Annotated in this window: 26 protein-coding genes; 23 read left to right on the plus strand and 3 right to left on the minus strand. The window is 49.4% G+C overall.

The annotated features are described in order from the left end of the window. The first annotated feature begins 189 nt into the window (after positions 1-189). The 4 genes from HMPREF1647_RS01850 (at position 190) to HMPREF1647_RS01865 (ending at position 4252) form a co-directional block, all read left to right on the plus strand. Entirely contained in the window at positions 190-504 is a 315-nt protein-coding gene (locus HMPREF1647_RS01850) for a hypothetical protein (RefSeq protein WP_035431573.1), read from the plus strand. Between the two features lie 263 nt (positions 505-767). Then, positions 768-2834 (plus strand): Sgo0707 family adhesin, encoded by a 2067-nt coding sequence (locus tag HMPREF1647_RS01855; protein WP_035431575.1) that lies wholly within the window; start codon positions 768-770, stop codon positions 2832-2834. 356 nt (positions 2835-3190) lie between these two features. After that, on the plus strand, positions 3191-3637 hold the full coding sequence (locus tag HMPREF1647_RS01860) for a LytTR family DNA-binding domain-containing protein (protein ID WP_035431577.1): 447 nt from the start codon (positions 3191-3193) through the stop codon (positions 3635-3637). A 99-nt stretch (positions 3638-3736) separates the two neighbouring features. Continuing rightward, entirely contained in the window at positions 3737-4252 is a 516-nt protein-coding gene (locus HMPREF1647_RS01865; RefSeq protein WP_035431579.1) for a DUF3021 family protein, read from the plus strand. A gap of 261 nt (positions 4253-4513) precedes the next feature. On the opposite strand, the gene HMPREF1647_RS01870 is transcribed toward HMPREF1647_RS01865, so the two are convergent. After that, positions 4514-5608, minus strand: coding sequence for a helix-turn-helix domain-containing protein (locus HMPREF1647_RS01870; RefSeq protein ID WP_262363783.1), 1095 nt, complete (start codon positions 5606-5608; stop codon positions 4514-4516). 255 nt (positions 5609-5863) lie between these two features. Here HMPREF1647_RS01870 and HMPREF1647_RS07040 point away from each other — a divergent pair, with 255 nt between their 5' ends. The 3 genes from HMPREF1647_RS07040 (at position 5864) to HMPREF1647_RS01885 (ending at position 8119) form a co-directional block, all read left to right on the plus strand. Further along, positions 5864-6463, plus strand: a complete 600-nt coding sequence (locus tag HMPREF1647_RS07040) for a hypothetical protein (protein ID WP_035431583.1) — start codon at positions 5864-5866, stop codon at positions 6461-6463. Positions 6464-6674: 211 nt separating this feature from the next. Next, positions 6675-7631: a patatin-like phospholipase family protein gene (locus HMPREF1647_RS01880; RefSeq protein ID WP_081933301.1), complete on the plus strand. Its 957-nt coding sequence runs from the start codon at positions 6675-6677 to the stop codon at positions 7629-7631. Between the two features lie 92 nt (positions 7632-7723). Next, complete coding sequence (locus tag HMPREF1647_RS01885) at positions 7724-8119, plus strand: hypothetical protein (RefSeq protein ID WP_035431609.1); 396 nt, start codon at positions 7724-7726, stop codon at positions 8117-8119. Between the two features lie 438 nt (positions 8120-8557). Here HMPREF1647_RS01885 and pfkB read toward each other — a convergent pair whose 3' ends face one another. Next, on the minus strand, positions 8558-9496 hold the full coding sequence (pfkB, locus tag HMPREF1647_RS01890) for a 1-phosphofructokinase (RefSeq protein WP_035431585.1): 939 nt from the start codon (positions 9494-9496) through the stop codon (positions 8558-8560). Between the two features lie 380 nt (positions 9497-9876). On the opposite strand from pfkB, the gene rplM reads away from it, so the two are divergent. The 11 genes from rplM to HMPREF1647_RS07045 all read left to right on the plus strand — a co-directional run bounded on the left by rplM (position 9877) and on the right by HMPREF1647_RS07045 (position 19177). Further along, on the plus strand, positions 9877-10317 hold the full coding sequence (rplM, locus tag HMPREF1647_RS01895; RefSeq protein WP_035428787.1) for a 50S ribosomal protein L13: 441 nt from the start codon (positions 9877-9879) through the stop codon (positions 10315-10317). 3 nt (positions 10318-10320) lie between these two features. Beyond that, entirely contained in the window at positions 10321-10716 is a 396-nt protein-coding gene (gene rpsI, locus HMPREF1647_RS01900) for a 30S ribosomal protein S9 (protein ID WP_035431586.1), read from the plus strand. Between the two features lie 229 nt (positions 10717-10945). Further along, the gene (glmM, locus tag HMPREF1647_RS01905; RefSeq protein WP_035428790.1) at positions 10946-12289 is read left to right on the plus strand and encodes a phosphoglucosamine mutase; all 1344 of its coding nucleotides are present in this window, start codon (positions 10946-10948) and stop codon (positions 12287-12289) included. 24 nt (positions 12290-12313) lie between these two features. After that, on the plus strand, positions 12314-12844 hold the full coding sequence (gene acpS / locus HMPREF1647_RS01910; RefSeq protein ID WP_035431588.1) for a holo-ACP synthase: 531 nt from the start codon (positions 12314-12316) through the stop codon (positions 12842-12844). A gap of 3 nt (positions 12845-12847) precedes the next feature. Continuing rightward, entirely contained in the window at positions 12848-14473 is a 1626-nt protein-coding gene (locus HMPREF1647_RS01915) for a bifunctional ADP-dependent NAD(P)H-hydrate dehydratase/NAD(P)H-hydrate epimerase (protein ID WP_035431591.1), read from the plus strand. 9 nt (positions 14474-14482) lie between these two features. Further along, on the plus strand, positions 14483-15637 hold the full coding sequence (gene alr, locus HMPREF1647_RS01920; protein ID WP_035431593.1) for an alanine racemase: 1155 nt from the start codon (positions 14483-14485) through the stop codon (positions 15635-15637). Beyond that, positions 15637-16212, plus strand: a complete 576-nt coding sequence (locus tag HMPREF1647_RS01925; RefSeq protein WP_035431595.1) for a uracil-DNA glycosylase — start codon at positions 15637-15639, stop codon at positions 16210-16212. The genes alr and HMPREF1647_RS01925 overlap by 1 nt, the downstream gene beginning before the upstream one ends. Next, complete coding sequence (tsaE, locus tag HMPREF1647_RS01930; protein WP_081933302.1) at positions 16205-16747, plus strand: tRNA (adenosine(37)-N6)-threonylcarbamoyltransferase complex ATPase subunit type 1 TsaE; 543 nt, start codon at positions 16205-16207, stop codon at positions 16745-16747. The genes HMPREF1647_RS01925 and tsaE overlap by 8 nt, the downstream gene beginning before the upstream one ends. 31 nt (positions 16748-16778) lie before the next feature. Next, positions 16779-17195: a pyridoxamine 5'-phosphate oxidase family protein gene (locus HMPREF1647_RS01935; protein WP_035431596.1), complete on the plus strand. Its 417-nt coding sequence runs from the start codon at positions 16779-16781 to the stop codon at positions 17193-17195. 209 nt (positions 17196-17404) lie between these two features. Beyond that, positions 17405-18226, plus strand: a complete 822-nt coding sequence (locus HMPREF1647_RS01940; RefSeq protein WP_035431598.1) for an LPXTG cell wall anchor domain-containing protein — start codon at positions 17405-17407, stop codon at positions 18224-18226. A gap of 33 nt (positions 18227-18259) precedes the next feature. After that, the gene (locus HMPREF1647_RS07045; RefSeq protein WP_035431600.1) at positions 18260-19177 is read left to right on the plus strand and encodes an LPXTG cell wall anchor domain-containing protein; all 918 of its coding nucleotides are present in this window, start codon (positions 18260-18262) and stop codon (positions 19175-19177) included. A gap of 109 nt (positions 19178-19286) precedes the next feature. On the opposite strand, the gene HMPREF1647_RS01950 is transcribed toward HMPREF1647_RS07045, so the two are convergent. Beyond that, on the minus strand, positions 19287-19886 hold the full coding sequence (locus HMPREF1647_RS01950; protein WP_035431602.1) for a hypothetical protein: 600 nt from the start codon (positions 19884-19886) through the stop codon (positions 19287-19289). Positions 19887-20022: 136 nt separating this feature from the next. Between HMPREF1647_RS01950 and HMPREF1647_RS01955 the strand changes: the two genes are divergently transcribed. From HMPREF1647_RS01955 to HMPREF1647_RS01975, 5 genes are all read left to right on the plus strand, one after another. Next, positions 20023-20970: a hypothetical protein gene (locus tag HMPREF1647_RS01955; RefSeq protein WP_052039091.1), complete on the plus strand. Its 948-nt coding sequence runs from the start codon at positions 20023-20025 to the stop codon at positions 20968-20970. A 47-nt stretch (positions 20971-21017) separates the two neighbouring features. After that, positions 21018-21953: a hypothetical protein gene (locus HMPREF1647_RS07080; protein ID WP_222926889.1), complete on the plus strand. Its 936-nt coding sequence runs from the start codon at positions 21018-21020 to the stop codon at positions 21951-21953. Between the two features lie 53 nt (positions 21954-22006). After that, positions 22007-22954 carry a lipoprotein gene (locus tag HMPREF1647_RS01965; protein WP_035431604.1) on the plus strand — a complete coding sequence of 316 codons (948 nt, stop codon included), beginning with the start codon at positions 22007-22009 and terminating at the stop codon, positions 22952-22954. A gap of 129 nt (positions 22955-23083) precedes the next feature. Then, positions 23084-24010, plus strand: a complete 927-nt coding sequence (locus HMPREF1647_RS01970; RefSeq protein WP_262363784.1) for a hypothetical protein — start codon at positions 23084-23086, stop codon at positions 24008-24010. A 144-nt stretch (positions 24011-24154) separates the two neighbouring features. Beyond that, positions 24155-24733: a cysteine hydrolase family protein gene (locus HMPREF1647_RS01975; protein ID WP_035431606.1), complete on the plus strand. Its 579-nt coding sequence runs from the start codon at positions 24155-24157 to the stop codon at positions 24731-24733. Positions 24734-25008 lie beyond the last annotated feature (275 nt).

Below are 25008 nucleotides of genomic sequence, written 5' to 3' on the forward strand. Positions count from 1 at the left end.
TAATCTGCATGTTTAAGGTATTTTCAGCGTCATGTATACGTCTTTTTAACAGATTATCTGACTTAGGTGTGTTTTGAACTGACTCCAATTTCTTATGTCCAAGAAATGGGAGGCAGTTCATCCGCTGGCTCTCTTTTTGGGCTTCTCATCGTTTTGCTTTACTATAGCCACATAAGGAGATGATGCGACGTGAATAAAGCGGCCCAAGTAATCAAAAACCTTTCACAAGGATTTTTAATTTCAGGTATTTTAAGTGCGCTCATGGGTGCATACTACCTGTTTGCTAAAGCAGGGCTTCCTTTGCAGGATCCTCCGCTGGCGCTCAAAATTCAATACGAGATTAACTTTGGCGTTGGCGAGAAAATGCTTATGTTAGGTCTAACCTGCCTGTTTATCGGCTGCGTTGGCTATACCGTTGCATGGATTTGCTCCAAGACAGAGAAAGTTCAAGAGCCAGATAATCATCAAGCTGGTAGACCTTCTCGTCCTGGCGGAGCAAACTAAGGCGCGTGAGCAGAGGCCTGCGGGCCGAGGCCGCGGACTGGGTGCGGCGTCTTGAAGCGCGACGGCTGAATTCATGTTCGCCAGCAGCAGATGTGGCGCGGATACAAAAATTTGAACTATTTTCAAAACAGTACTGTCCATGTGAACTGTACTATTTATCAGCCAAATTCACTTTTTATGTGAATACTAATTTCTCATATGTTTTGGCTATCAATTTGTAAGAAAATATAGATGTAATATGCACATCTTTTTGAGGGGCCATCATGAAAAAAGGTTTTCTTAAGAGAATCTCAGTCTTTCTCACCATGGTTGTGGCATGCCTGTTTATGTCTATTAACACAGCTCAGGCACTTGATCGCCAGAAAGACGATAGTGATCTTACCCAGATCAACATTTACCAGTTCACGCTGACCAGAGACAACATGACTGTTCTCTCGCAGGGAACTGGCGTTAAGCGTGTAGAGATTCCTGCTTCTGATACAGGCAGACTGCCCTCAACAGCTTTTGTTGTTCAGCCAACTAAAGACGGTTCCAACCAGCAGTATAACCAGCCGCTTTCTCTGAAGTTCTCTAACGCTGGTACTGTTGACGGCAAGTCCGTTGACGTTTATGTCACCATCAACTCTCTGGACCTTACCCTTAAGAACGCCAACGCAGATTACAACAACCCTAATAAGACTGACGTTGCATTTTTGACCGTTGATGAGAACTGGGGAACTAAGTCCTTCCAGATTATGGACTATATTGACGTGAATCACCCCAGCTATACGGCTGATATGTTCAGGTCCTATGCAATCAACGCAAACGTGACTGTAGAGCTTAAGTACACCGATGGCACCCCTTGTGACCTCAAGCTTGTTATGCAGCCAAGTGATATTGACGTTGTCGGTGATACTGGCGCAAATGAGACCTTCTCGCTTATTAACGCCAATAGCACCATCGATAGCATTGTTATGAACAACAGGAACATTCTTGTTGAGAGCACCAGCGGTGGCAATATTACCTGGAATCCTGTTCGTGGAACCTCTGGTCCTGACCAGGAGAAGAACCTTGCAGGTTTTGCTGTTAAGTCCAAGTCAAGCAGTATGACGTTTGAGTCCACCAGCGCGGCTACCAGCGGCAGCCTTTTTGGTGTGTACACTGAGGCAATTACTCCAGCTCCAGTAAAGGCCGTTGATCCAGAGCAGGCTCCTGCTAAGGCCGGAGAAACCATTACCTATACCGGCACCTTTACGCTGCCAAAGCAGGGCATTGATACCATCGGCAAGATTAAGTCGATGAGCATGGTTGACACCTTTGACGAGCGCCTTGATTTCCAGAGCCTTACCGTAAGCTTTGACGGCCAGACCCTGACCGAAGGTACTGACTATACCGTTTCTGTTGATGGTCAGAAGGTTACCGTCAACATCAAGGACCACCTGCTCACCAAGGCAAATGGCGGCAAGAAATTTGTTATTACCTACAAGACTGTTACCAACAGCAAGGTAGAGACTGATGGCTCCAACATTGATAACGAGCTCACACAGGTCGTTGACGGAAACGTTGCTCACTCCAATAAGGTAACCACTGAGCTTTTGTACGAGAAGACCCACGAGTTTGTAAGTGGTACTCCTAATAGGGAGCTTCCTCAGGAGGTCCTGGACCTGCTGCCTGGTAAGCAGACTAGAATTCCTAACGGAACCACCGTTACCCCTGATCAGCCTCTTGGTGGCGTTACTCGCGTAGAGACTCCGGATGGAACGTGGGTGTTTATCGGTTACGATCACGATTCCGAGGTCATTGACCACAAAAACGCTCACTTTATTGGCGTTTGGGTAGTTCTGCCTCAGCCAAAGAAGGATGTCCTGGACGGTCAGGGTAACTCCATCGACGGCAACAAGGTAACTGCTGGTCAGGTGCTCACTTATTCCGTTACTTACACCAACACCACCAACACTGCTCGCGATGTAACCATCACCGATGTCATCCCAGAGCACACGACCTACGTTGATGGTTCTGCTGATAACGGCGGCACCTTCGACCCAGCTACGCGTACTGTAACCTGGACACAGAACGTTGCTTCGGGCGACACACTCACCGTTACCTTCCAGGTCAAGGTCAACAAGGGCGAGAAGGACGTCACGGTTGTAAACACCGCTCACGTCAGTGATGGCCTTATCGACACAGACACCAATACCACCACCAACCCTGTTGTCCCTAAGCCTCGCAAGTCCCGCACTCCTTACACTGGCGACGACGCACTGCAGAACACGCTTATGTTCGCTATTGCAGGCAGCGCAGCAGTTCTCTTTGCACTGGGTACGCTCAAGCTTCACGCAGCTAGGAACTAAGCTGCAGCGAGGTTGAGACGCTCGCAGGCATAGCGCACGGTAACTTCAAGCCGCTCTCATTTTGAGGGCGGCTTTTTGTGTAGGACCGTGAATGTGTTCGCATGCACACGCGTTCGTACATGCGAGCTCGGGCGCACGCAAAGCGCCGTTCAAGCGACGTTCAAGCGCAAGAACGGCATCCGAAGCGCAAAGATTGCATTTCACGAGCCAGTTAGTGCATTTGAGTGACACGAAGTCCCACATAAGAGATGCAACCGTTATTCTAAAGATGCCTTAAGGCAAGGAAGCAAGCGGACTACAATTCCGCTGCAGCAAGAAAACGAAACGTTAGGTCAAGTAAGTTGTTTGGAAGTGTCATGGAAATTCGTGTAGTTGAAGAAAAGGGTCGCGCGCAAATCGAAGTGACCATCTTGAGCGGCCCCGATGACCCGCGCGTTTCGGGAATTGTCCGTCAGCTCCAGATGGTTGACGGAAAGATGACTGGATACGTTCCCGGAACCATCAACAGGCGCGTCGTCCTTCTCGCGGATGTTGCATGGATTCAGACGGATGGCAGTGTGACACTGATTCACCTGGTAAACGGGGAGACTCTGGAAAGTTCTAGTCGCTTGACCGAGCTCGAGGACGCGCTCAAAGACACGGCGTTTGTGCGCACTTCTCGACAGGAACTGGTCAATTTGGATCAGGTTACGGGCATCAAACCCGCAGGTTCCGGCCGCATGTTGCTGTCGCTTGGCGAGAAACCCCTTGTTGCTTCAAGAAAGTACGCTGCGGAAATCAAACGACGTATCGGAATTGTGTAAGGGCCAGCGGATTTTCTCGCGCATCGCTCCCGGTGCCGAGCGCCAAACACCACTCGAACCACACTTTAACAGCAGTTTTATCCCAGAGAAGGGAACATTATGGAACGCAACGAATCACAAAACTGGCAAGGAATTGAGCGAAAGACTCAGCAAGAATTTGATGAGGGACTCAATAAAACAGTAGGTCAAATCATGTGCAAAGGTATTTCAGGTGGCGCGATATGCTTCACCGGCATCTCGCTTGTGTATGGCGTCATTGCGCTGGCAACCAATTATGGTGACAGGCAAAATAACATCATACTTCTTACGCTGATCGCCGCCGGCGTCCTGTCGGGGATTTACCAGCAGATTTGGTTCAACTATCAGCCTCTGATTACTAAGCTCAGCTACCTTCACAGGTTTCTTGGCTTCAACGTTTGCCTGTTCCCAACGCTTGTAGCGATGGCGCTCATTGGAGGATGGGTGCCAAATATGGCTCAGGCTTGGATGTCGTTTACTGCGCTGTACCTGGTCATTCTGCTGGTTACAACCTTAGTCTTCAATGCTATTTTCAAGAAAGAGGAAGAGAAATATAAGGCTGCTTTCGAGAAGTATCAGGCATCTCGTCGCGCATAAAGTTTCAACTGATTCTGGATCGCGTAGCTGCGCCTGAGTTCTGCAAAGAATCGGTAGGTTTTGCCTGAAAACATAAAAGAATCGGTGGATTCTGCCTGATTTCTTCAAAGAATCTGTGTCCCAAACACAGATTCTTTGTACTTTTCAGGCTCAAAGGAACCTTCGCCGAGCTATACACAAAAAGCTCGGTCTGTCGAGAAGACCGAGCTCTTGCGAGTCGTATTTGACCTGTACCTAGGCTGGGCTCGTGCCGGCAAGCGCCTATCGTTTCTTCAGAGCGTTCAGGATGCTGATGATGATGTGGTAGAGGAGCGCGGAAACAGGCCAGATAATCCAGGAACTTTTCCAGTCCTTGGTGATGAAGCTATAGCCCACGTACAGCAAGGTAATGGTGCCAAAATACGCCCTGGCAATTGGCCTGTACTTCAATGCTGCGGATTTGGAGTCTCTCTTGTTGCTTTTCTCGTCGTGAGAGAAATCGCCTTCCTGGAGAAGAACCCTATAGCCATCTCTGATGATTCCCGAGTAAACCAGCAGGTAAACGCCAAGAGAAACCAGAATTGCTGCCACGAAGAAGCCAAGGGCAAAGATGAGGCCAGTCCCATAGTACGAGGCAATAAGGAAGGGGATTGCGCTCAGGATGGTAAGGCAGACGCCGGCGGCTTGTTGCATGTAGCGCAACGATTCGGTTGACTCGGCGCGTCTACGAACGGCGGCTTCGACACCGTACTGGAGCTCGAGAGAGGCCTCCTTGAGCTGCTTAAACTTCGCGAGCTTCATGTCTTGGAGAATCAGCAAGCCAACGCCCGCAGCAATGAAGAGCATCATGATGCAAATTCCTGCGATGCCCATCGCATCTGGAGAAATGCGCATCGGATTAAAGTAGAGCGCGTCTTCGCTGTATGTTGCAAGCGAGACAAGAAGCGCGGGTCCCAGGATAAAGAGGGTAATTGCGCCTGCTGTGGGGCGAGAAGTTCGTGCGATTGCATCCAGGTATTCGGTGGCTGTGTCGAGAGAAACGCTGAGCTTCGGTGCCGCAGTTTTGCTGGTAGATGAGTCGCCGCTGGTGGAGCTGCCGTCAGGGCTGTCTGCGGTGCTTGCAGCAGCGGGATCCGAAGAGCCGCTCTGCACCGAAGAGACCGCGTAATCAGCAGCAATGGCAGTGGCTGGAAGCTCCTCGAGCTCGTCTTTGAGCAGGTAGTCTGTGGAAACGCCAAAGAGTTCGCTCATGGCCATGATCTTTTGGATATCAGGCATGGAAGCCATGGACTCCCATTTAGAAACTGACTGCCTTGAAACGCCAAGTTGTTGTGCAAGCTCTTCTTGTGACCAACCATTACGCTTTCTGAGACTCATGATTTTCTCGCTCAGTAACATGGCTGTTCCTTTCTGTTGGTGATGTGGTGGGATTCACATGTGATGGCTATTACTCTAAAAATTGCCTTGATTGCACACCACCAAGTTGAGTTGGAAATTTGTCAACTCTGAGTTGCGTAATAGTTTACCTGCAGAAATGTTATCAGACTTTGGAAAATTAGTTTTAAAAGTCATTTAAAATTTTTGTGCTTCTCGGCGTTGGGTCCGGCGCATAAATTTTGGCGTAAAAGTCACATGAAGAATTTAAAGGTCTGTATCGCTTCATCTGCTCTTGCAGCCGCATTGGCACTTGCTCCAGCATCTGCGCTGGCAGAGGGCACAGCGCCTGCTCCTACAAGCACTACCGGTGCTACTGCTACTACTACTGGCGTAACTCCTATTCCTGCACCAACCAGAGAGCAGCTTATGGACCCAACGGTTAATCCATACGCCCCTGAGGACGCATACTTTCTGCCTGATGTAACTAACCCAATTCCAGACGGATTTATGGTTGGCAATGCTGATGGCGTAGTCATTATCGACAACGGCGATGGCACCGTTACGGTTAAGGGTCACTGGACTCCTGCGCTCGATTTTGACGAGGTCATTGAGGTTGAGTTTGTTCGCATTCCAGATCCAACTCCTGCACCTACTCCAGATCCAACTCCAGCTCCAACTCCTGATTCAGAGCCAGCTCCAGCACCAGAGCCAGAGCCTGCTCCATCTCCTGCACCAACACCAGAGAAGAAATCCACTCTTCCTGCAACTGGTATCGCAGACGTTGTTGTTCCAGCTTCAGTTCTTGCGGTAAGCGGCCTTGGTTTTGTTGCTGCTTCTCGTAAGGTCCGCAAGTAGGGGAAGAAGCGCAGTGAGCGCGTAGCGCCAGCTGCGGCTCCAACCGCGGCAACTGCGACACCGACCGCGTTGCAAAGCCGACGGGTTTCTCGCCAGAAAAAAATAACGTACATGTAAAGCGCCTGACCTCAGGCGCTTTTTTGTGAGGAAACCGAGCGGGCGACCAGGCGGAAATTGGGTACACTCTGAATAACGAAATTCGGAGGTTGTTATGGAAGACCAGCAGCAAAAATTCTCGCAGGACGGTGGCGTGGAGCAGGAGTCGGTGCACCCATCTTCAACTGCGCTTATTCTAGAAGGCGGCAGTTATCGAGGCATTTTTACCGCTGGAATTCTTGACGTGCTTCGCGAGAAGGGTGTCACCAACTTTGAGAGCGTGTGGGGAGTTTCCGCAGGTGCCATCAACGCCGTGAGCTTCAGGTCCAAGCAGATGGGTCGCGCCATGCGCATCATGCTGGCCTTTAGGGACGATCCTCGCTTTCTTTCGATTCGCTCGTTGATCACTACTGGCGACATCGCAGGTGCGGATTTTATGTTTGACGAAATCCAAAACCACCTGGACCCTTGCGATAACGAGGCGTTCAACCAAAATCCCATGCAGATGTACGCGGTGGCGTCCGACGTTACGTTTGGCACACCGGCGTATCTGCACGTAAAAAAGTTTCCGGAAGATGTGACCATGGTCCGAGCGTCCGCGTCGATGCCAACGGTTTCTCGCATGGTTGAGCTGGATGGACATCGTTATTTGGACGGTGGAACTACCGATTCAATTCCGTTTGCGGCCGCGCTTGGCCTGCCCGACGGTAAAGCGGAACGCGCGGTTGACATTCCCGACCACAAGCCGGCAAAGAAAGCGCTGGTCATTATCACGCAGGATAGGAATTTCGTAAAAACCGACGTCAATGAGCAGATTGCTATCCGCTCGCAGCTCTACTCCGCGTATCCATACTTTGAAGCCGCATTGGCTTCTCGCGCCGAACGCTACATGGATCAGCGCAAACAGCTCTTTGAACTGGAAGAAGAGGGTAGAGTGCTGGTGCTTCTACCTCCTGAGCCAGTTGAAGTTAAAGTTAACGAGAAGTCCGGTGAAGCCCTGCTGTCTCTATACCTGACAGGTCGCCAAGTCGCACTTGAGCGCCTCGAAGAGATTAAAAGTTTTATCGAGTAGACTTTTGGATTAATCGAGCTCCAAAATCTACAACATATGCCCTGAACGCGAAGCGAAAATTGATACGGAAAGAGTTTGTTTTGAAGACGCCCATGAATAAGTTTTTGAAGGTAATGTTTGCGCTGGTTATCGTCGCGATGACTGGTGCAGCGATTCTGCAAATTGTCGCCCCCGAGTACATGGGAAGCAATGCCGCTTATGGTATTTCGACCGGTTGGCAGCGAGAGATTGGTTTTTGGAATCTCGCGGTGCTCATCATTTTGGTTACCACGTGTTTCCACTACGATTGGGTCTATCTACGTGCGATTTTGCTCGCGCTGATTCTGGGTGGTATCGGAATTGGAACCAATCATTTCATTCATTTTTTAAGCGCTCACGAGTCGGTAAATTTGGTTGGTGCTATCGAGAATTACGTTCTTGCAGTTGGTTGGATGATCGGCTGGAAGCTCGAATGCAACCGCAGAAAAACTGCGGGCGTCGCTAAGTAGTCGCGGAAAAACCCGCGCGTTTTCGCATGACGGTGCTCCGAGCGAGACGTTATGCGCGCGACTTGCGTGCGAGACGTTATGTGTGCCTGATTTTCTCGTCATGTCTGAATTCTTTGCCGGAAAAGCACGCCATGTCTGAGTGGTTTTGCCGGCTTTTCTCGCCATGTCTGAGTAAATTCACTCAGACATGATGCAGCTTTCAGGCTCAAAATTTAGAGCTACGTAGTCTATCTTTCACGCGCCTGATTTCATCAAAGATTCTGTAAATTTTGCCTAAAAAGGTAAAAGAAACTGTGGATTTGCCTGATTTTGTCAAAGAATCTGTATTCAAAATACAGATTCTTTGCACTTTTCAGGCGCGCATGTTGTTAAGGCGCACCTGGCGAGAAACCCGGTGCACTCGTAGCTCTCCGCGCACCCGCGCTCGCACCCCGAACGCTAGCGCAGGCGCGTGAGCTGCACTTTCTCGATAAGCGAATCCACAACCGAGCGCTCCGCCGCTTGAGTTCCGCTCTCCATGACGTTTGCGGCACCCGTGGCCATGGCCAGCCGCAGCGCGTCTTCTGTCGAGAGACCCTGTGCATCCGCAAAGGCAAGCGCCGCCACAACGGAGTCACCGGCACCGACAGTACTTCCTACCTGGACTTTTACTGGACCTGCATACCAAACCTCGTTGGCCGTAGCGTAGACGGCGCCGTTTCCACCCATGGAAACGCAGACCGTGTCGATGCCACCAGCAACAATTTCGGACGCGGCAGCGGCAATCGCGTCCACATCGGTCAGCTCGCGACCAAGCATGGCGGAGAGCTCGTGGTCGTTTGGCTTGGTGAAGTATGGTTTCTGCTCAAGTCCAGCTGAAAGTGCCGCGCCGTCGGCATCCAGGTAAACCTTCAGTCCGGCGTCGCGCAGGGCGCGAGTCCAGCGGCCATACGTATCAGCGGAAGCTCCGCGGGGGAGGCTGCCGGAAAGAACCACAATGTCGCCAGCGGAAGTCTTGGCAATCACGTCAGCAAGCGCCTGGTCAAGCACGGTATCGGTGACCTCGGGACCAGGTTCGTTGATGTCGGTGTTGGTGCCACCCTCGGTGTCGACGACCTTAAGATTGGTGCGCGTCTCGCCGGGAACGGAAATCGCCTGGACCTTGATGTTATTCTCGCCAAGCGTGTCAGCGATCCATTTGCCGGTTTGACCTGCAAGAACGGCGATGGCGGTAGACTCTCCGCCCAGCTTAGCGATAACCTTGGATACGTTGATGCCCTTGCCGCCCGCGTCTCGCCTGAGCCACGTGATGCGATTCACCTGGTCAACGGCAAAATTTGACACCTGGACGGTCTTGTCCAGAGCGGGGTTGAGCGTGACGGTGTAGATGCTGGGCATAGTCGCTCCTCGGTTTGCGGCGCCGCAATCGGCGCTTGAGTAGCACCGCCAAGCGGCGCAAGTTATCTACGCTGATAATACTTCAGTTTCGGCAAAAAAGTAACCGCGGACAGCGCTGTTACGCGCATATCCGCGGTCTTTTCTGACGAGAAACCCGGCGCACTCGTGGCGTGTGCTGTGGACGGCTTTTCAATGTGGAGAAACCCGTCAAATTTGAACGAATTGTTGCATTCGTGAAGCAACAAAAATTCCCGCGTACAACAGCTAAAGAGTGGAGTATACTTTTAAGGCTTTTCCACAGAGCCCCGTAATCTCTGACAAGAAAAAGCATCGATGACCCGTCCAGGGGTTATCAACTCGTAATTCGTAGGAGGAGTCAAGTGAAGAAGTCGACTCAGTTCGCCAAGGCTGGCGAAGTCGAGCGCAAGTGGGTGCTCATCGACGCTGAGGGCGCAACGCTCGGTCGTCTGGCTACAAAGGCTGCCATGATTCTTCGTGGTAAGAACAAGCCACAGTACACCCCAAACGCTGATACTGGTGACTTTGTTGTCATCATCAATGCAGACAAGATCGTCCTTACTGGTGTTAAGGCTGATCACAAGGAGTATTGGCGTCACTCCGGCTACCTTGGTGGCTTGAAGATCACTTCCTTCAAGGAAGAGATGGAGAAGCACCCAGAGCGTGTTGTTGAGCACGCAGTCAAGGGCATGCTTCCTAAGACCACTCTTGGTCGCAAGCAGGGTATGAAGCTTAAGGTTTACGCCGGCGCTGAGCACCCACATGCTGCACAGAATCCCGTCAAGATTGAGCTGGAGGGCTAAACGATGGCAGATAACACCGCTGTTTACACCGGCACCGGCCGTCGTAAAGAGGCCGTCGCTCGTGTTCGTCTTGTTCCTGGAACTGGTAAGGTTACCGTTAATGGCCGCGAGGCAACCCAGTACTTTGGTCGCCAGCAGCTCGTAGACAACGCAACCGCACCTCTCCGCATTACTGATACTCTTGGTCGTTTTGACGTCCTCGCAAACTGCGATGGCGGCGGCATCAACGGCCAGTCCGGCGCTCTTCGCCTGGGCATTGCTCGCGCTCTTCTTGAGGCTGGCGAGTATCGTGATGACCTTAAGAAGGCCGGCTACCTCACCCGCGATTCTCGTGCGGTCGAGCGTAAGAAGTACGGTCTGAAGAAGGCTCGTAAGCGTCCTCAGTTCTCCAAGCGCTAAGGCCGCTGGACCCAAAAAAGTCCTTACAGAGAGACCTGTCGTATATCGGCAGGTCTCTTTTTTGTATACTTTTAAATGGTTGCATTTTGCATATTTGCGCAACCGTTTTAGTCCGCACGTTCTTCTCGCCATCTGGCGAGAAGCCCCACCTGTCGAGTAGTTCGCTGGCGCTTTGCGCGCACGTTGCTCTCCACCCGACAACATTACATTCGCAGCTTAGGAGACGCTTATGAAGTACTTTGGAACCGACGGCTTTAGAGGCCGTGCAAATGAGGGTTTGAACGTCGATCACGCATACAAAATTGGCCGCTTTATTGGCTGGTATTACGGAGCTAAGCAGGCTCGCAAGGCTCGTATCATTATTGGTAAGGATACCCGCAGGTCAAGCTATATGTTTGAGTCTGCACTTGTCTCGGGCTTGGTTGCTTCCGGTGCCGACGCGTACATGCTGCACGTTATTCCTACACCTGGCGTCAGCTTTGAGGTTGTTGATGGCGCTTTTGACTGCGGCGTCATGATTACTGCGTCCCACAATCCGTTCACCGATAACGGCATCAAGCTGGTCAACAAAGACGGCTACAAGATGGATGAGGACGTCCTTGAGCAGGTAGAGGCCTATATTGACGGCGAGTTTGACGTTCCTCTGGCAACGGGTGACAGCATTGGCCGCACGGTTGATTACATGCAGGGCCGCAACCGCTACATCTCCAGCCTTATTGCTAGCTGCGGTTTTAGCCTCCAGGGCCTGAAGATTGGCCTGGATTGCGCTAACGGCGCAGCTTCTAGTGTTGCTCGCCCTGTCTTTGATGCTCTGGGTGCCGAGACTCACGTTATCAACAACGCTCCAAACGGCCTCAACATCAATGTTGATTGCGGCTCCACCCACATTGACCAGCTGCAGCGTTTTGTGGTTCAGAACGGCCTTGATGTGGGCTTTGCTTACGACGGCGATGCCGACCGCTGCCTGGCAGTTGATGAGCGTGGCCATGTGGTTGACGGAGACCTCATTCTCTACGTCTGCGGTACCTACCTCAACAAGTATGGTCGCCTGGCTAAGCAGACCGTAGTTACCACCGTCATGAGCAACTTTGGCCTGTTCAAAGCATTTGACGACGCTGGCCTCTCTTACGAGAAAACCAACGTGGGCGATAAGTACGTCTACGCTTGCATGAACGAGAACGAGTACAGCCTGGGCGGCGAGCAGAGTGGTCACATCATCTTTGGTGATCTTGCTAAGACCGGCGACGGCATCTTGACCAGCCTCCGTATTATGGAGGTCTTACGAGCAGAGCGCGAGAAACTCTCTGAGCTTACTCGTCCCGTTACACTATATCCACAGCAGTTGGTTAACGTTCGCGTCACCGACAAAGAGGCTGCTATGCAGTCTCCTAAGGTCAACGACGCAGTTGCAGCTGCCGAGAAGTTCCTTGAGGGCAATGGTCGCGTGTTGGTCCGCGCTTCCGGAACAGAGCCTCTGGTGCGCGTTCTTGCAGAAGCTCCAACCGATGAGCTCTGCCAGCAGGCAAATCAGATTGTGCTCGATGCACTCGAGGAGTATAGGCTCAGCGCTTAAGCGCAGATAGATCCAGGGGATACGATGGCACTGGCAGGAATAGGTGTAGATATGCTTGAGATTGCCCGCATGCAGCAGGCAATTGAGAGACGCCCTCACTTTATTCGCCGTATGTTCACCGATGCCGAGCGTGCGTATTGTGAGCGCACTGCTCGCCCTGCGGAGCACTATGCTGCTCGCTTTGCAGCAAGAGAAGCCGTGCTTAAAGCCTTAGGAACGGGTTTCTCGTCTGGTATTGGTTTTCAGGATGTTTCCGTTGAAAGAGATCAGTTGGGCAGGCCACAGGCTCGTCTAGCGGGCAAGGCTGCACAGATTGCGGCTGAGCAGGGCGTGCAGGAGATTGCGCTTTCTATCTCGTACACCAGAGACGTGGCGGTGGCCAATGCGGTTGCGGTAACCAACGCCGTAAAACCTAAGGTAGATCAAAAGGAAGATGCTGCCCAAGAGCTGGCACGTTCGTTCAAAGAAGCTCGTTCTGTGTTGGATGAGCTTGAGCGCGTGCAAGAACCTATAATTGAGACAACCTTTGATGATGTTGTTAAATCCGAGGAGTAAGTTATGCAGCCGGTACTAAATGTTGAGGACATCAAGCGTGTAGAGATTGCGCTGACACGCGTGGGCGTGAGCGTTTCTGAGCTCATGCACCGTGCAGGTTACGCTGCTGCTCAAGAGGCCCTTGGCATGGGAGGGGACATCTCTAACGTTGTCATCCTCGTAGGTCTTGGCAATAACGGTGGAGATGGCTGGGTGGCAGCAGAAGCGCTGCGCTCTAGAAACTGCAACGTTAAGGTAGTCACTCCGCTTGAGCCTGATCAGATTTCCGGCGATCTTGCACGTCAGATGGCGCAGCGCGCCGTTCGCGCGGGAGTTTCCGTGCTTGTTGGCCCTTCTCGCCAGGAGCTGATTGACCTGCTGGCAACGGCTGACGTGGTGCTTGATTGCATGCTGGGTACCGGCTTCCACGGTAAGGTCCGTGCTCCGTTTGATATTTGGATTGAGTGCCTGAATCAGTCTGGTGCTCGCGTACTTTCCGTTGACGTTCCCAGTGGCCTTTCTGCGCAGAAGGGCCAGGTAGAAAGCGCGTGTGTTGTCGCTGACGTTACCGTTACCATGATTGCGCTCAAGCCCGGCCTTATTGCTGATGCAGGTAGAGACGTCTGCGGTTCCATTGTTGTGGCTCCTCTGGCCGAGCAGACTGAGCGTCTGGTTGTTGAGGCAGATCCTGTTGCCTGGCGCGTTGACCTGGAAGATTATCTTGCTTCTGTTCCTGCCCAGCTCAACGACTGCGATAAATACTCTCGTGGCTCCGTATTGGTGGTTGGTGGCTCAAGCCGCTTCCCCGGAGCTGCTGTTTTTGCTGCTAAGGCGGCTGCTCGTGCGGGTGCTGGCTACGTTACGCTGGCAGTTCCTGAGGCCATTGTCAGCTGCGTTCAGATGATGCTGCCAGAGGTTCCCGTTATTGGCCTCCCGTGCGACGCTGAGGGCGTGTTTACCGAGGAAGCAGCTCCACTGGTGCTGCAGCTTGCCGCTATGCGCACCGTTACGCTGGTTGGCCCTGGCATGCGCGTCTCTGGCGGAACCGTCAAAGTTACCTCCGTGCTGCTTGACTCTGAGCTGCCCGTTATTGTTGATGCCGACGCACTCAACTGCATTGCTCGCCTCACTAATAACAACCTCCCAGATTTCCCCGAGCTCACTCGTCGTACCGCTCCGCTCATCATGACGCCGCATCGTCGCGAGCTTGGTCGCCTGGTCAACCAGGTAGACAATCCTCCTGCAAGCCTGGTGGGTCAGCTTGAGGCTGCCCGCAAGATTGTCTGGGCAGACGGTGGCTCTGAGCTGGTCATTGTTGCTAAGGGAACCGCAACTGGCTGCGTTGGCGTCCAGAAAGCCGTGCTGCCAAAGCCTGGTCCCGTTACGCTGGCAACTGCTGGCTCTGGCGACGTTCTTGCTGGTACTATTGCTGGCCGCTTGGCTCAGGTTGCTGGTCAAGTTGATGACCTGCCAACCTTCTGCTCACTTGCCTGTGAGGTCCACGCATACGCAGGTCAGCTAGCTGCCGAGAAGTTCGGTGTACGCGGAGCTATGGCTGGCGACATCTGTGACGTTATTGGCCTTGCCTCCGATGCACTTGAAGAGCAGATTGCATTCCCTATGACAGACTTTGAAGAAGCTGCGGAGTAGGTGAGCCTGATGTCGGCATATCCCCAGGATAGATGGGCTTGGATAGAGATTGATCTTTCTGCCGTCCGCCACAATGTAAAGGCGTTTAAGGCCCAGCTTAACCGCGGTGTCAAAATGATGTGTGTGGTCAAGGCCGACGCCTATGGTCACGGCGCTGCTCAGTGCGCTAAAGCCATGCAGTCCGTGGGTGCTGATCAGTTTGCCGTTGCAACAGTCGATGAGGGTGTTGAACTGCGCTGTTCCGGTATTGATAACCCCATTCTGGTGCTTTCTGAGCCGCCGGTTACTTCCATCCCAGACCTCGTTCGCTTTGACATTATGCCTTCCGTCTACACGGTTGACTTTGCCCTTGCGTATGGTGAGGCTTCTGCTGCAGCTAATAAGGTTGGCCGCTATCACCTGGCCATCGATACCGGCATGACCCGCATTGGCGTCAGGCGAGAAGATCTACTTGAGGTTCGCGGTTCTATCGATTTCCACAGGGGTCTTGAATGCGCTGGTACGTTTACGCATTTTGCTACGGCCGACGTGCTCGACAACTGGGACTTTGACCTGCAGGTTAATCGCTTTATTGAAGCGGTTACGGCACTCAAAAACGCGGGCTATGAGCTGGGCTTGGTTCACGCTGATAACACTCCTGGCACGGTTCTGCACAAAGATATTCAGTTCGATATGGTTCGTGTGGGCATTGGCCTGTATGGACTTCATCCAAGCAAGCTCACCATTCCCCGCATTGACCTGCAGCCCGTTATGAGCGTGCGCGGTCGCGTGACGCGCGTAATATATCCAGCTGTTGGCGACGGCGTTAGTTACGGTATGACGTGGCGTGTTCCTCGCAATAACATCCAGGTAGCTACGGTGCCTATTGGCTACGCCGACGGTCTTGCGCGCAGCCTTTCTAACCGCATGGATGTTTTGACGCGTGGAGACCGTGTCCGCCAGGTGGGCAATATCTGCATGGATCAGTTTATGATTGCTGTTGATACCGCAGGTACACACGCTAATAAGCCTGCACACGAAATTCGCCATGGTGACGTGGTTACCCTCATCGGCAAAGACGGCGACCAAGAAATCACCGCGGATGAGATGGCTGACCTTCGCGAGACCATCAATTACGAGGTAGTTTGCAACTTTGGTGCGCGCCTCGATAAGGTGTACATCTAATGGCAGTCACGCTTGACGAGATTCGCAAGCAGATAACTGATTGCAAGAAATGTCCGCTGTGGGAAACACGCACCAACATTGTGTTTGGTGGCCCAAATCCCACAGCTCGTGTCATGATTGTGGGAGAAGCTCCTGGAAAAAATGAGGATCTAAGCGGTCAGCCTTTCGTGGGCGTATCGGGCAAAAAGCTTGATGCGTTGTTAGAAGAAGTTGGCCTTTCTCGCCAGGATGTTTTTATCTCTAACGTGGTCAAATGCCGACCACCTTCAAACAGAAATCCCAAGGTAGCTGAGGTAGAGGAGTGCTCTCCGTATCTTCGTAATCAGATTCGTGCTATTAAGCCAGACGTTATTGTTTGCTTGGGTAATTTTGCAACACAGTTTGTCATGCATACCGATAAGGGCGTGACGGAGCTGCGCGGCAAGTTTTACCAGATAGGCGCCTTTAGCGTGCTACCTACCATGCATCCCGCATCAACTATTTACCGCAAGGAGTGGGCGCAGTTCCTCAAAGATGACCTGCGACTTCTTGCTGATTGGCTTGAGGAACACCCTCGAGGAGGCTCGTGTGACTAACCTTTCTACCAGCGCAAACGACGCTGCAACAAACAACCTGCCAGAAAAAACTGCGGCCGGCACGTATGTTTCTACCACCACCGAGCAAACTATTGCTCTTGGTCAGATTCTGGGCAAACTCCTGCAGGCGGGAGACGTTCTGGTGCTTACGGGAGACCTGGGCGCTGGGAAAACGCAGCTCACTAAGGGCATTGCTGCTGGCATGGGCATCACGGATGACGTGACCAGCCCAACGTTTACTATCGAGATGGTTTATGAGGGTACGCTTATGCCTCTCTACCACTTTGACTTGTATCGCTTGAACGACCCTGATCAGCTTGAAGATACAGGCCTGTACGATGCGCTTGAGTCTGATGGTCCAACTATCATCGAGTGGGGAGAGCAATTTGCAGAGCAAATTGGTGAGAGAGCCCTGGATGTCTATGTTTCTAGATTGTCTGAGGAAGAGCTGGAATCAGACGACGCTGAGCCGCGCCGTGAGATTCGCTTTATCCCACAGAATGCTCGTGGAGAAGAAATCGTTCAGTCGTTTTAATTTCAGTTTCAAAGAGAGGTAATCTTCTCAAATGAGTACAAAAGCAGAATTTTTAAAGATTATGTCTGAGCAAACCGAGATTGCCTTGGCAACATCTGTAAATAATGTCCCAAATGTGAGGATTGTAAATTTTTATTTTGACCCAGAAGAAAACGTACTTTACTTCTCGTCTTTTAAAGAGAATGACAAAATCAAAGAGATAAAAGCAAACCCACATGTGGCGTTTACCACAATTCCTCACTCGGGAAATGAGCACGTGAAAGCAAAAGGAATTGTTCAAAAAAGTTCAAAAACTATTTTTGACGTCGCAGATCAATTTATTGCTAAGGTTCCAAACTACAAAAATACTATCGAATATGCAGGGGAATCCTTGGTTTTATTTGAAATAAAATTTGACACAGCTGTGGTCACAAAGGACTTAAGCTCAATCGAAACATTAAAACTGTAAGTTAAAACTTGTCGTGAATTATTTACAACACCTCCTCTTTTAGTAAATCGTTTTTATAGCCCAGTTATAGATATTTTAAGAATATCTTTAGCTGGGCGTTTTAGCAGTTTACCTGCGATTTCTTTTCATATATACTTACTAATCCGTTGAAACATGTTCAAAAAAGAAAAACAATTTTTTCTTGAAATACACGAGTTAAGGAATATGAAATGTCAAAGTATTTGCATAACAACGTAAAGATGCTCGCAATTGCAGGCATTATGGCAAGTGTGTTGGTTTTCTCGCCAGTACTTTCTGCGATAGCTCTTGCTGAGGGTACTGAGGTAGCTGAGGCAAGCGTCACAACTGAGGCCACCGCCTCGACCGAGTCGTCTGCCGCTACGACCGAAACGACTGCTACAACTGAGACGACCACTGCTGCCTCAACAGATGATGATAGTGACGCAGAGGCAGTTGGATCTTATATGGGCGCCGATGGCATAATGCGTGAAATCCACATTTCAGTATCAACAGATGGCGGCACTTATAACGGAAAAGATTATATTCCACCAACTATTTCAGGTGATTTTAAGAGTGTTTCTTTTAGCAGCAATGTTCAGCGTGAGGGATACACACTGGTAGGTTTTTCAACAGGTTATTTTTCGCAAGAGGAAATAAACAATGCAACACCAGATATGTCGAAACCATATACTATCGATGAGAGTGGCAATGTTCATATGAATTTTGATGATATTGTTGCCTGGAGTGTTACCGACGATATTGATACAAACACTATTACGTTTCGCTATCATCTAACTACCTTATGGGCACCAAATCCTGAGCCAGAGCCAGAGCCTCAGCCTCAGCCAGAGCCAGAGCCAGAGCCAGAGCCCACTCCAGTTGTGCCTGCCTCTGATGCAACCCAAACTCCGGCACCAAGGCGCGAGAAAAGCGTTCTGCCTAATACAGGTGACGCAAGCTCTGTAGCAGGTATTGTTGCAGCAGCCGGCACTACTCTTGTTGCGCTTGGCCTACGTAAGAAACTGCAGTAGTAAACAGTCGTTTCCTAGTAGAAATACATTCCTATGTCTAAATATTTTCACAACAACACAAAGCTTCTTATTCTTTCTGGTGTTCTTGCAGGAGCATTGGTCTTCTCGCCAATATTTTCTTCTCTTGCGCTTGCAGAGGGTACTGAGGTGACAGAAGCAACCGCAACTACTGCAACGACTGCAACTAACGATGCAGCTGAGGCAACCGTCACAGTTGAGACAACCGTCTCGACCGAGTCGTCCGCTACAACTGAAGCAGCCACCGCAGCTGAGACGACTGCGACAACTGAGACAACCACTTCAGCTGAAGCTGCTGCTAGCACCACTTCAACAGATGATAATGGTGCAACAATCGTTCGTTTTTATGATCCTGAAGTTGGTTGGAACACTAGGATCAATCTTGTTGTCGGCGCATACGGCACTCAATACAACGGAAATGCCTATATCCCTGCAACGATTTCAGACGATCATAAGAGTTTTACTTTTGATGGAAATATTCAGCGAGATGGTTACACGCTGGTAGGATATTCGTCAGAATTGCTTTCAAATGATCAAAGGGATAATGCAACTGCGGACCAGTCGATGCCTTATACCGTTGATGCCAACGGATTTGTCCACGTGAATTTTGCTGACATTTCTTCGTGGTCCGTTACTGATGACCTGCGTGATGACACTACAACTTACTATTACTTTTTTGCTCCTCTTTGGGCACCAAATCCTGAACCAGAGCCAGAGCCTGAGCCTCAGCCAGAACCAGAGCCAGAGCCTGAGCCTCAGCCAGAACCAGAGCCCGCCCCAGTTGTGCCTGCCTCTGATGCAACCCAAATTCCTGCACCAAGGCGCGAGAAGCGCGTTCTGCCTAATACAGGTGATGCAGGCTCTGTAGCAGGTGTTGTCGCAGCAGCCGGCACTACTCTTGTTGCGCTTGGTCTCCGCAAGAAACTGCAATAGAAAATCATAAGAGCTAATAAGCAATAAATACGCCCCTAGAAATAAGATTTTCTAGGAGCGTTCTTTTTAGCAATTTGTGGCTTGCGGCTAGTTGAGCCTTTAGGACACGTTAAAAAATATATCCCTTTGCAACAGCCCAGTTCCAGATGCGGTCAGCCTGTACTTCACAGCGCTGCTTAAGTTCAGCAGTGTTAGAACCTGTAAAAGTAACTTGCTGAACAGAAAGAGGAAGATTATCTGGTCTAGTAATAGTTAGAGTTGCGCTGTTCATAGCCATGCGAGCTGTCTTGTTAGTACCAAGGCGGACCTTAACAGTAAAGTAACCACGAGCAACAGGCCACTCGGTAACTTCTCCGCTATTGGCTGTTCCAGACCTGAATCCGTTTGCATTAGCAATAATGCTATAGCCATTCATAAAGAAACCAGCTGCAATAAGTAGGCCACCAATGGCGCACAAAAGAATTCCTGCAAAAATGGTGCCCTCACCATTTAAATTAAAGAAATTCCAGAGGCCGCCAACAGCAAAAAACGCACCGGCTGCCCAACCAACAAGAGGGCTAGCAGCTCCCTGAGGTTTACCAAAATCAATTACATCGTAGGTAAGAGGAATGGGGGAGGTGTCGTTTTTATCGTAAAGATAAACGTTACCTGGAATTTCCTGTTTTTGAGCGGGTTTTTGTGGTGCTTCTGGTGGAGTTGGAAGTGACATCAAGCGTCCTCCTTTTAGCTGGTAGAACTATTCAGGATATAAATAATTATCCTATTTGAGAGATTTATTGTAACATATTGGATAGTACGGTCTTAAATTTTTTAATTTTGCACCCCACCTATCGAAAGGATGCTTAATGAAAAGACGCCAACTAGCACTGACTTGTGCACTGGTCCTTGCGCTTTCATCAGGTGTTGTATTTACTGCGTGTAACTTTAACTTTGGTTTACCATCATCCGAAGAGATTGCCGCTCAGAAGGAAGCAGAAGAGAAGAAAGCTGCTCTTGCTCCCTTTGTAGGCATTTGGGAAGCCAAGTCAATTGAGGATGAAAAAAATGGCACAGTCACTGAAGACATGTACAAAGATGTTAGAGATGTTTATCTAGCAATTTATGGCTATGACTTCTCTGACGATGGCACTGGTTTGTTTGTTCGCTTCGGTGCACAAAAGCCATTTACTTGGTCTGTTGATGCCGATGGAAAGCTTACTATTACCCTTGCAGGCAATGCTGGAAGCTATACAGCAAGCGTTGATTCTTCAGGCCAGATGACCGTTGAAGGCTCTGATGGTTCTAAAGCTATCCTTACTCAGGTAAGTACAACCTCAGGTGATTATTCTCATATTAGGTATGAGCCATTTAATCCACTAACAGGAACAGGCAATATTTCTAAAAACAAGTCATCGCATGAAACTAAACTACGCTTTAATATCACCACTGAGCTTGATCAGGTTATTGTTGATACCGATGAGCTCTATGTAAGGCTTATTGGCATCGCTTCCCTTAAAGACCTCAAGGGTTTTGAGGGCTATGTCTTTGAGGTTATTAATAGAACTCCTTATACAACCGGCTATCAATTTACTATTCAAGATCCAACCGATGGTTATTGGGCTTATGGATTTAACGTGTTAGAGCCAGGTGAGAGAGTCTATGAGTATGTTCTTAATGACCAACGTAGAGATAAGTCACTTTCTGAAGTCACGGATGTAAAAGGCACTCTTGAGTATGACCACTCTAGCAATGGTGCCCTTCATAATGACGAGAAAACCGTGACATTTGATTTGCCTACTGGGCAGAGCAAGTAACAGTTAAGAGTTAGTTTTATATCGCTGCACGTATGGAAGGAAGTTTAATGAAAAAGCGTCAAATGCTGTTAGGATGCCTGCTTGCACTGGTGCTTTCTGTAAGTGCAGTGTTTAGTGCATGCTCATCAGGGGATAACAGTCCCGCAGGAAATAAAAAGTCTGCTGGTCAGATCGTAGGTGTTTGGGAAGCTTATGACATCTTTGAACCCGGACTAGGAAACCTGAGGGAGGGAGCAGGCTACGACGATTATAAAGAACAGTTCCATGCAATTTATGCTTTCAGCTTTGCTGAGGATGGAACTGGCTTGTTTACTCGCTTTGGCATAATGAAGCCTTTTACCTGGACTGTTGATGCAGAAGGAAAGATTACCGTTACCCTTGAGGGAACTGCGGGTTATTTTACGGGACAGATTGACGCTGAGACTGGCAGGTTAAGGCTCAAGGGCACAGGCGACGATGAGACTGACGCCGAGCTTAAGCAGATTTCAACTACTGCTGGAGACTATGCAAGTGCTACCTATCAGCCATTTGATCAACTTACCAATAAAGGTACCGTACCAACCATGGTTAGGTATAACGATCTCAAGTTTAAAAATTTTGAAATAACTCGAGAGGTCAATAAAGTTCTTATCGATACGGATAAGCTGTATATGAGTCTGTACGCTATCGCTCAGGTACCGGGAAGCTCTCAAGAAGGTTACGTATTTGAGATTATCAACAAGTGTCCTGACTCATTTTACGGAGAGTTCTCTCTTGGAGATCGAGTTGGTCCTCTGAATGCCTTTGGTCAAGCCTCCTTACAACCTGGTGAGAAGTTCTATTTGTTCGTTCCTAATGTCTCGCAGACACCTGGATCTCTTGTGGCACTTTCCAATCCAAAAGCCACGGTTTCTATTGGTTACAATAACGGAACAACCTATACCCCTGTTTCGGAAAGGGAGAAAGTACAGCTTGACCTAAATATCCCTCCTAAGTCTGAGTAACAAAAGAACGCATATCTTCAGCGTACTCACCTTTACCACTGAAAGGACACTTGATGAAAAAACGTAAAATGCTGCCAGTTCTTGCGCTTGTCTTGGCGCTCTCTGCTGGCGTTATGTTTACAGCTTGCACTCCTAACATTGGTGGGCCTTCGGCTGAAGAAATTGCAGCTCAGAAGGAAGCAGAAGAGAAGAAGGCTGCGCTCGCTCCGTTTGTGGGCGTTTGGGAAGCAAAGTCTATTAGTGATCCTAAGAAGGGCGAAATTCCCGAGAACGTCTATCCAACAGCAAGAGACACATTCCAGGCCATTTACGGCTATGACTTTTCCGACGACGGCACTGGACTATTCATCCGTTTCGGTGCTCAGAAGCCCTTTACCTGGACCGCTGATGCCGATGGCAAGATTACCATCACCCTTGCTGGCAACGCCGGAAGCTATACAGCAACCGTTGATTCCTCAGGTCAGATGACCATTGAGGGCTCTGACGGTTCCAAGGCAGTGCTTACCCAAGTAACTAAAACCTCAGGTGATTACTCTTCTCTTAAATATGCTCCATTTGATGCGCTTACGGGTAAGGGAACTATTGGAGGAAATTATTCCTCCCATGATGACTTCTACATGAATTTTAAGGTAGTTACCGAGGTCAACAGGGTTGTTGTTGATAATGACGACATGTACGTCAGATATGTTGGAATCGCCACAACACCAAGCGGTCAAACCGAAGGTTATGTTTTTGAGGTAATCAACAAGTCCGATAAGACGGCCTCATATGACTTTAGGGTGGATAATTCGGATTCCACTGTGTTTGGAACAGCTCTTAATGTTCTTGAGCCTGGCGAGAGATTCTATGAGTTTGTAGTTAATAGCTCCAACGCAGATGTACCTCTGGCTAAGCTTTCTGAATCTAAGGGAACTTTTAAGTATTCCCATGTTGCAGATGGAAGCAGTCTTGAAGACGAGAAGACCGAGCAGTTTGATTTGACGATTTCGCAGAATAAGTAATGCACTCAGACGATACCTAGATTGAGCAGAATGAACTTCGTTAAAAAAGTGTCGCCAAGAAAGGACATTGTCAATCTAGAGAGCTTTGGTGTTGGAGGGACTTTCTTGAAACAGCGTAGACTACTTTTTATGCTTGTTCTTACACTTGTGCTTTCTACCAGCATTGTGTTTACGGCTTGCACTCCTAACATTGGTGGTCCCTCGGCTGAAGAGATTGCTGCCCAGAAGGAAGCAGAAGAGAAGAAAGCTGCTCTTGCTCCTTATGTAGGCGTTTGGGAAGCAAAGTCTATTAGTGATCCTAACCAGGGAGATATCCCCGAGAGTGTTTACCCAACAGCAGTAGAATCCATGAAGTCAATTTATGGTTATGACTTTGCTGATGACGGCACGGGTAATTTTATCCGTTTTGGCGCTCAGAAGCCTTTTACCTGGTCTGTTGATGCTAATGGAAAGCTCACTATCACCCTTGCAGGTAATGCTGGCAGCTATACAGCAACCGTTGATTCCTCGGGTCAGATGACCGTTGAGGGCTCTGACGGTTCCAAGGCAGTATTGAAGCAAATCACTAAAACCTCAGGTGATTATTCCAGCCTTAAGTACAAGCCTTTTGATGCAATGGCAGACAAGGGCACTATTGCATATAACTTCTCTTCTACTAAGGGCGAATACAAGATGCGCTTTAAGCTGAAGACCGAGGTGGACAAAGTTCTTATCGATAATGACGATCTTTATGTCAGGTATGTTGGTATTGCTAAATCCCCAGATGGTTACTCTGAAGGCTACGTCTTTGAGATCATCAATAGATCTGAAAACTGGGTAAATTGTACCTTTAAGTTAGATAATTCTGATGATTCCGTATGGGCTAACGATTCCAACTATCTTGAGAGTGGCGAGAGGGTCTTTGCATTTGTTATTAACGATTCTTATCAGAAAAAGCCTCTTGCTGATCAGACTGAGGTAAATGCAGTTGTTGAGTACTACCACATCAAAGGTGGTAAGAGCATGGAAGACACTAAGACAGAAAACGTTGACCTGATAATCTCTCAGAAGAAGTAAGTGGACTGCCGCAATGCGCCAAATACGTACATATAAAACATTTACGTGTTAAGCGTGGAATACAGAGACGTCACCTGTACAATGGGTGGCGTCTATTCTTTTACTGACTGCTCTTTTAAATTCAAGAAAGAAGCGTGACCAAACATGAAGAAAGCTTTGATTTCGATTGACTACACCTACGATTTTGTAGCAGATGACGGAAAGCTCACGGCAGGTAAGCCAGCTCAGGCTATTTCAGATGCTATTTATGAGGCTACAAAGTGCGCTTTTGATCGTGGCGATTATATTTTCTTTGCTATTGATGCTCACGATCCAGAAGACAACTTCCATCCAGAGACTAAGCTTTTCCCACCCCACAATATCATTGGCACAAGTGGTAGAGACCTGTTTGGTCCTCTAAATGATTTCTATCAGCAGCACAAAGATGACAGCCATGTGTTCTGGATGGACAAGCGCCATTACTCGTCCTTCTCGGGAACTGATCTTGATATTCGTCTGAGGGAGCGCGGCATTAACACGGTTATCCTAACTGGCGTTCTTACCGACATCTGCGTGCTGCACACGGCAGTGGACGCTTACAACCTGGGTTATCACATTGAGGTTGTTGAGCCAGCAGTTGCATCACTGACGCCCGCAAACCATCAGTTTGCGCTTGCGCATTTCAAAAATACCCTTGGGGCAACATTGGTTGATGCAAAACTCAACGAGATTGAGAGCGCATAAGTAAATTAGCGGCTTCGTAAATTAGTTAAAGCATTTATTTGACCCAAGGTTAGAAACTTGGGTCTTTTTGCTCGAGGCTTTAGCCTGTTGAGCGTGTTAACGTTGGCTTTTAGGCTTGGCGTACAAAATAGCGCAGCTTTGGTAGATTCTGCCGAAGAATCGACATGTTCCTAATCAAGATAGCCAGGCAGCTAAGGACCCACTGCTTGTTAATTAGAGAGCGTCAATATTTGATATGCATCTCTATGCATAAACTTCATCTAATATGCTTGAAA

It is taken from the genome of Lancefieldella parvula DNF00906, assembly GCF_000758945.1.
In the GTDB taxonomy this organism is placed as follows: Bacteria; Actinomycetota; Coriobacteriia; order Coriobacteriales; family Atopobiaceae; genus Lancefieldella; species Lancefieldella parvula_C.

What these genes read in the sequence shown, in the direction of transcription:
- alr (WP_035431593.1), top strand. Translation starts at nt 14,483, where the DNA reads ATGTCGGCATATCCCCAGGATAGATGGGCTTGGATAGAGATTGATCTT.
- HMPREF1647_RS01860 (WP_035431577.1), top strand. Translation starts at nt 3,191, where the DNA reads ATGGAAATTCGTGTAGTTGAAGAAAAGGGTCGCGCGCAAATCGAAGTG.
- HMPREF1647_RS01935 (WP_035431596.1), top strand. Translation starts at nt 16,779, where the DNA reads ATGAGTACAAAAGCAGAATTTTTAAAGATTATGTCTGAGCAAACCGAG.
- HMPREF1647_RS01970 (WP_262363784.1), top strand. Translation starts at nt 23,084, where the DNA reads ATGCTTGTTCTTACACTTGTGCTTTCTACCAGCATTGTGTTTACGGCT.
- HMPREF1647_RS01915 (WP_035431591.1), top strand. Translation starts at nt 12,848, where the DNA reads ATGCAGCCGGTACTAAATGTTGAGGACATCAAGCGTGTAGAGATTGCG.
- HMPREF1647_RS01965 (WP_035431604.1), top strand. Translation starts at nt 22,007, where the DNA reads ATGAAAAAACGTAAAATGCTGCCAGTTCTTGCGCTTGTCTTGGCGCTC.
- HMPREF1647_RS01880 (WP_081933301.1), top strand. Translation starts at nt 6,675, where the DNA reads ATGGAAGACCAGCAGCAAAAATTCTCGCAGGACGGTGGCGTGGAGCAG.
- HMPREF1647_RS01870 (WP_262363783.1), bottom strand. Translation starts at nt 5,608, where the DNA reads ATGAGTCTCAGAAAGCGTAATGGTTGGTCACAAGAAGAGCTTGCACAA.
- HMPREF1647_RS01955 (WP_052039091.1), top strand. Translation starts at nt 20,023, where the DNA reads ATGAAAAGACGCCAACTAGCACTGACTTGTGCACTGGTCCTTGCGCTT.
- HMPREF1647_RS01925 (WP_035431595.1), top strand. Translation starts at nt 15,637, where the DNA reads ATGGCAGTCACGCTTGACGAGATTCGCAAGCAGATAACTGATTGCAAG.
- HMPREF1647_RS01885 (WP_035431609.1), top strand. Translation starts at nt 7,724, where the DNA reads ATGAATAAGTTTTTGAAGGTAATGTTTGCGCTGGTTATCGTCGCGATG.
- glmM (WP_035428790.1), top strand. Translation starts at nt 10,946, where the DNA reads ATGAAGTACTTTGGAACCGACGGCTTTAGAGGCCGTGCAAATGAGGGT.
- HMPREF1647_RS01865 (WP_035431579.1), top strand. Translation starts at nt 3,737, where the DNA reads ATGGAACGCAACGAATCACAAAACTGGCAAGGAATTGAGCGAAAGACT.
- HMPREF1647_RS07045 (WP_035431600.1), top strand. Translation starts at nt 18,260, where the DNA reads ATGTCTAAATATTTTCACAACAACACAAAGCTTCTTATTCTTTCTGGT.
- HMPREF1647_RS01940 (WP_035431598.1), top strand. Translation starts at nt 17,405, where the DNA reads ATGTCAAAGTATTTGCATAACAACGTAAAGATGCTCGCAATTGCAGGC.
- acpS (WP_035431588.1), top strand. Translation starts at nt 12,314, where the DNA reads ATGGCACTGGCAGGAATAGGTGTAGATATGCTTGAGATTGCCCGCATG.
- HMPREF1647_RS01950 (WP_035431602.1), bottom strand. Translation starts at nt 19,886, where the DNA reads ATGTCACTTCCAACTCCACCAGAAGCACCACAAAAACCCGCTCAAAAA.
- HMPREF1647_RS01975 (WP_035431606.1), top strand. Translation starts at nt 24,155, where the DNA reads ATGAAGAAAGCTTTGATTTCGATTGACTACACCTACGATTTTGTAGCA.
- HMPREF1647_RS01855 (WP_035431575.1), top strand. Translation starts at nt 768, where the DNA reads ATGAAAAAAGGTTTTCTTAAGAGAATCTCAGTCTTTCTCACCATGGTT.
- HMPREF1647_RS07040 (WP_035431583.1), top strand. Translation starts at nt 5,864, where the DNA reads ATGAAGAATTTAAAGGTCTGTATCGCTTCATCTGCTCTTGCAGCCGCA.
- HMPREF1647_RS07080 (WP_222926889.1), top strand. Translation starts at nt 21,018, where the DNA reads ATGAAAAAGCGTCAAATGCTGTTAGGATGCCTGCTTGCACTGGTGCTT.
- pfkB (WP_035431585.1), bottom strand. Translation starts at nt 9,496, where the DNA reads ATGCCCAGCATCTACACCGTCACGCTCAACCCCGCTCTGGACAAGACC.
- rpsI (WP_035431586.1), top strand. Translation starts at nt 10,321, where the DNA reads ATGGCAGATAACACCGCTGTTTACACCGGCACCGGCCGTCGTAAAGAG.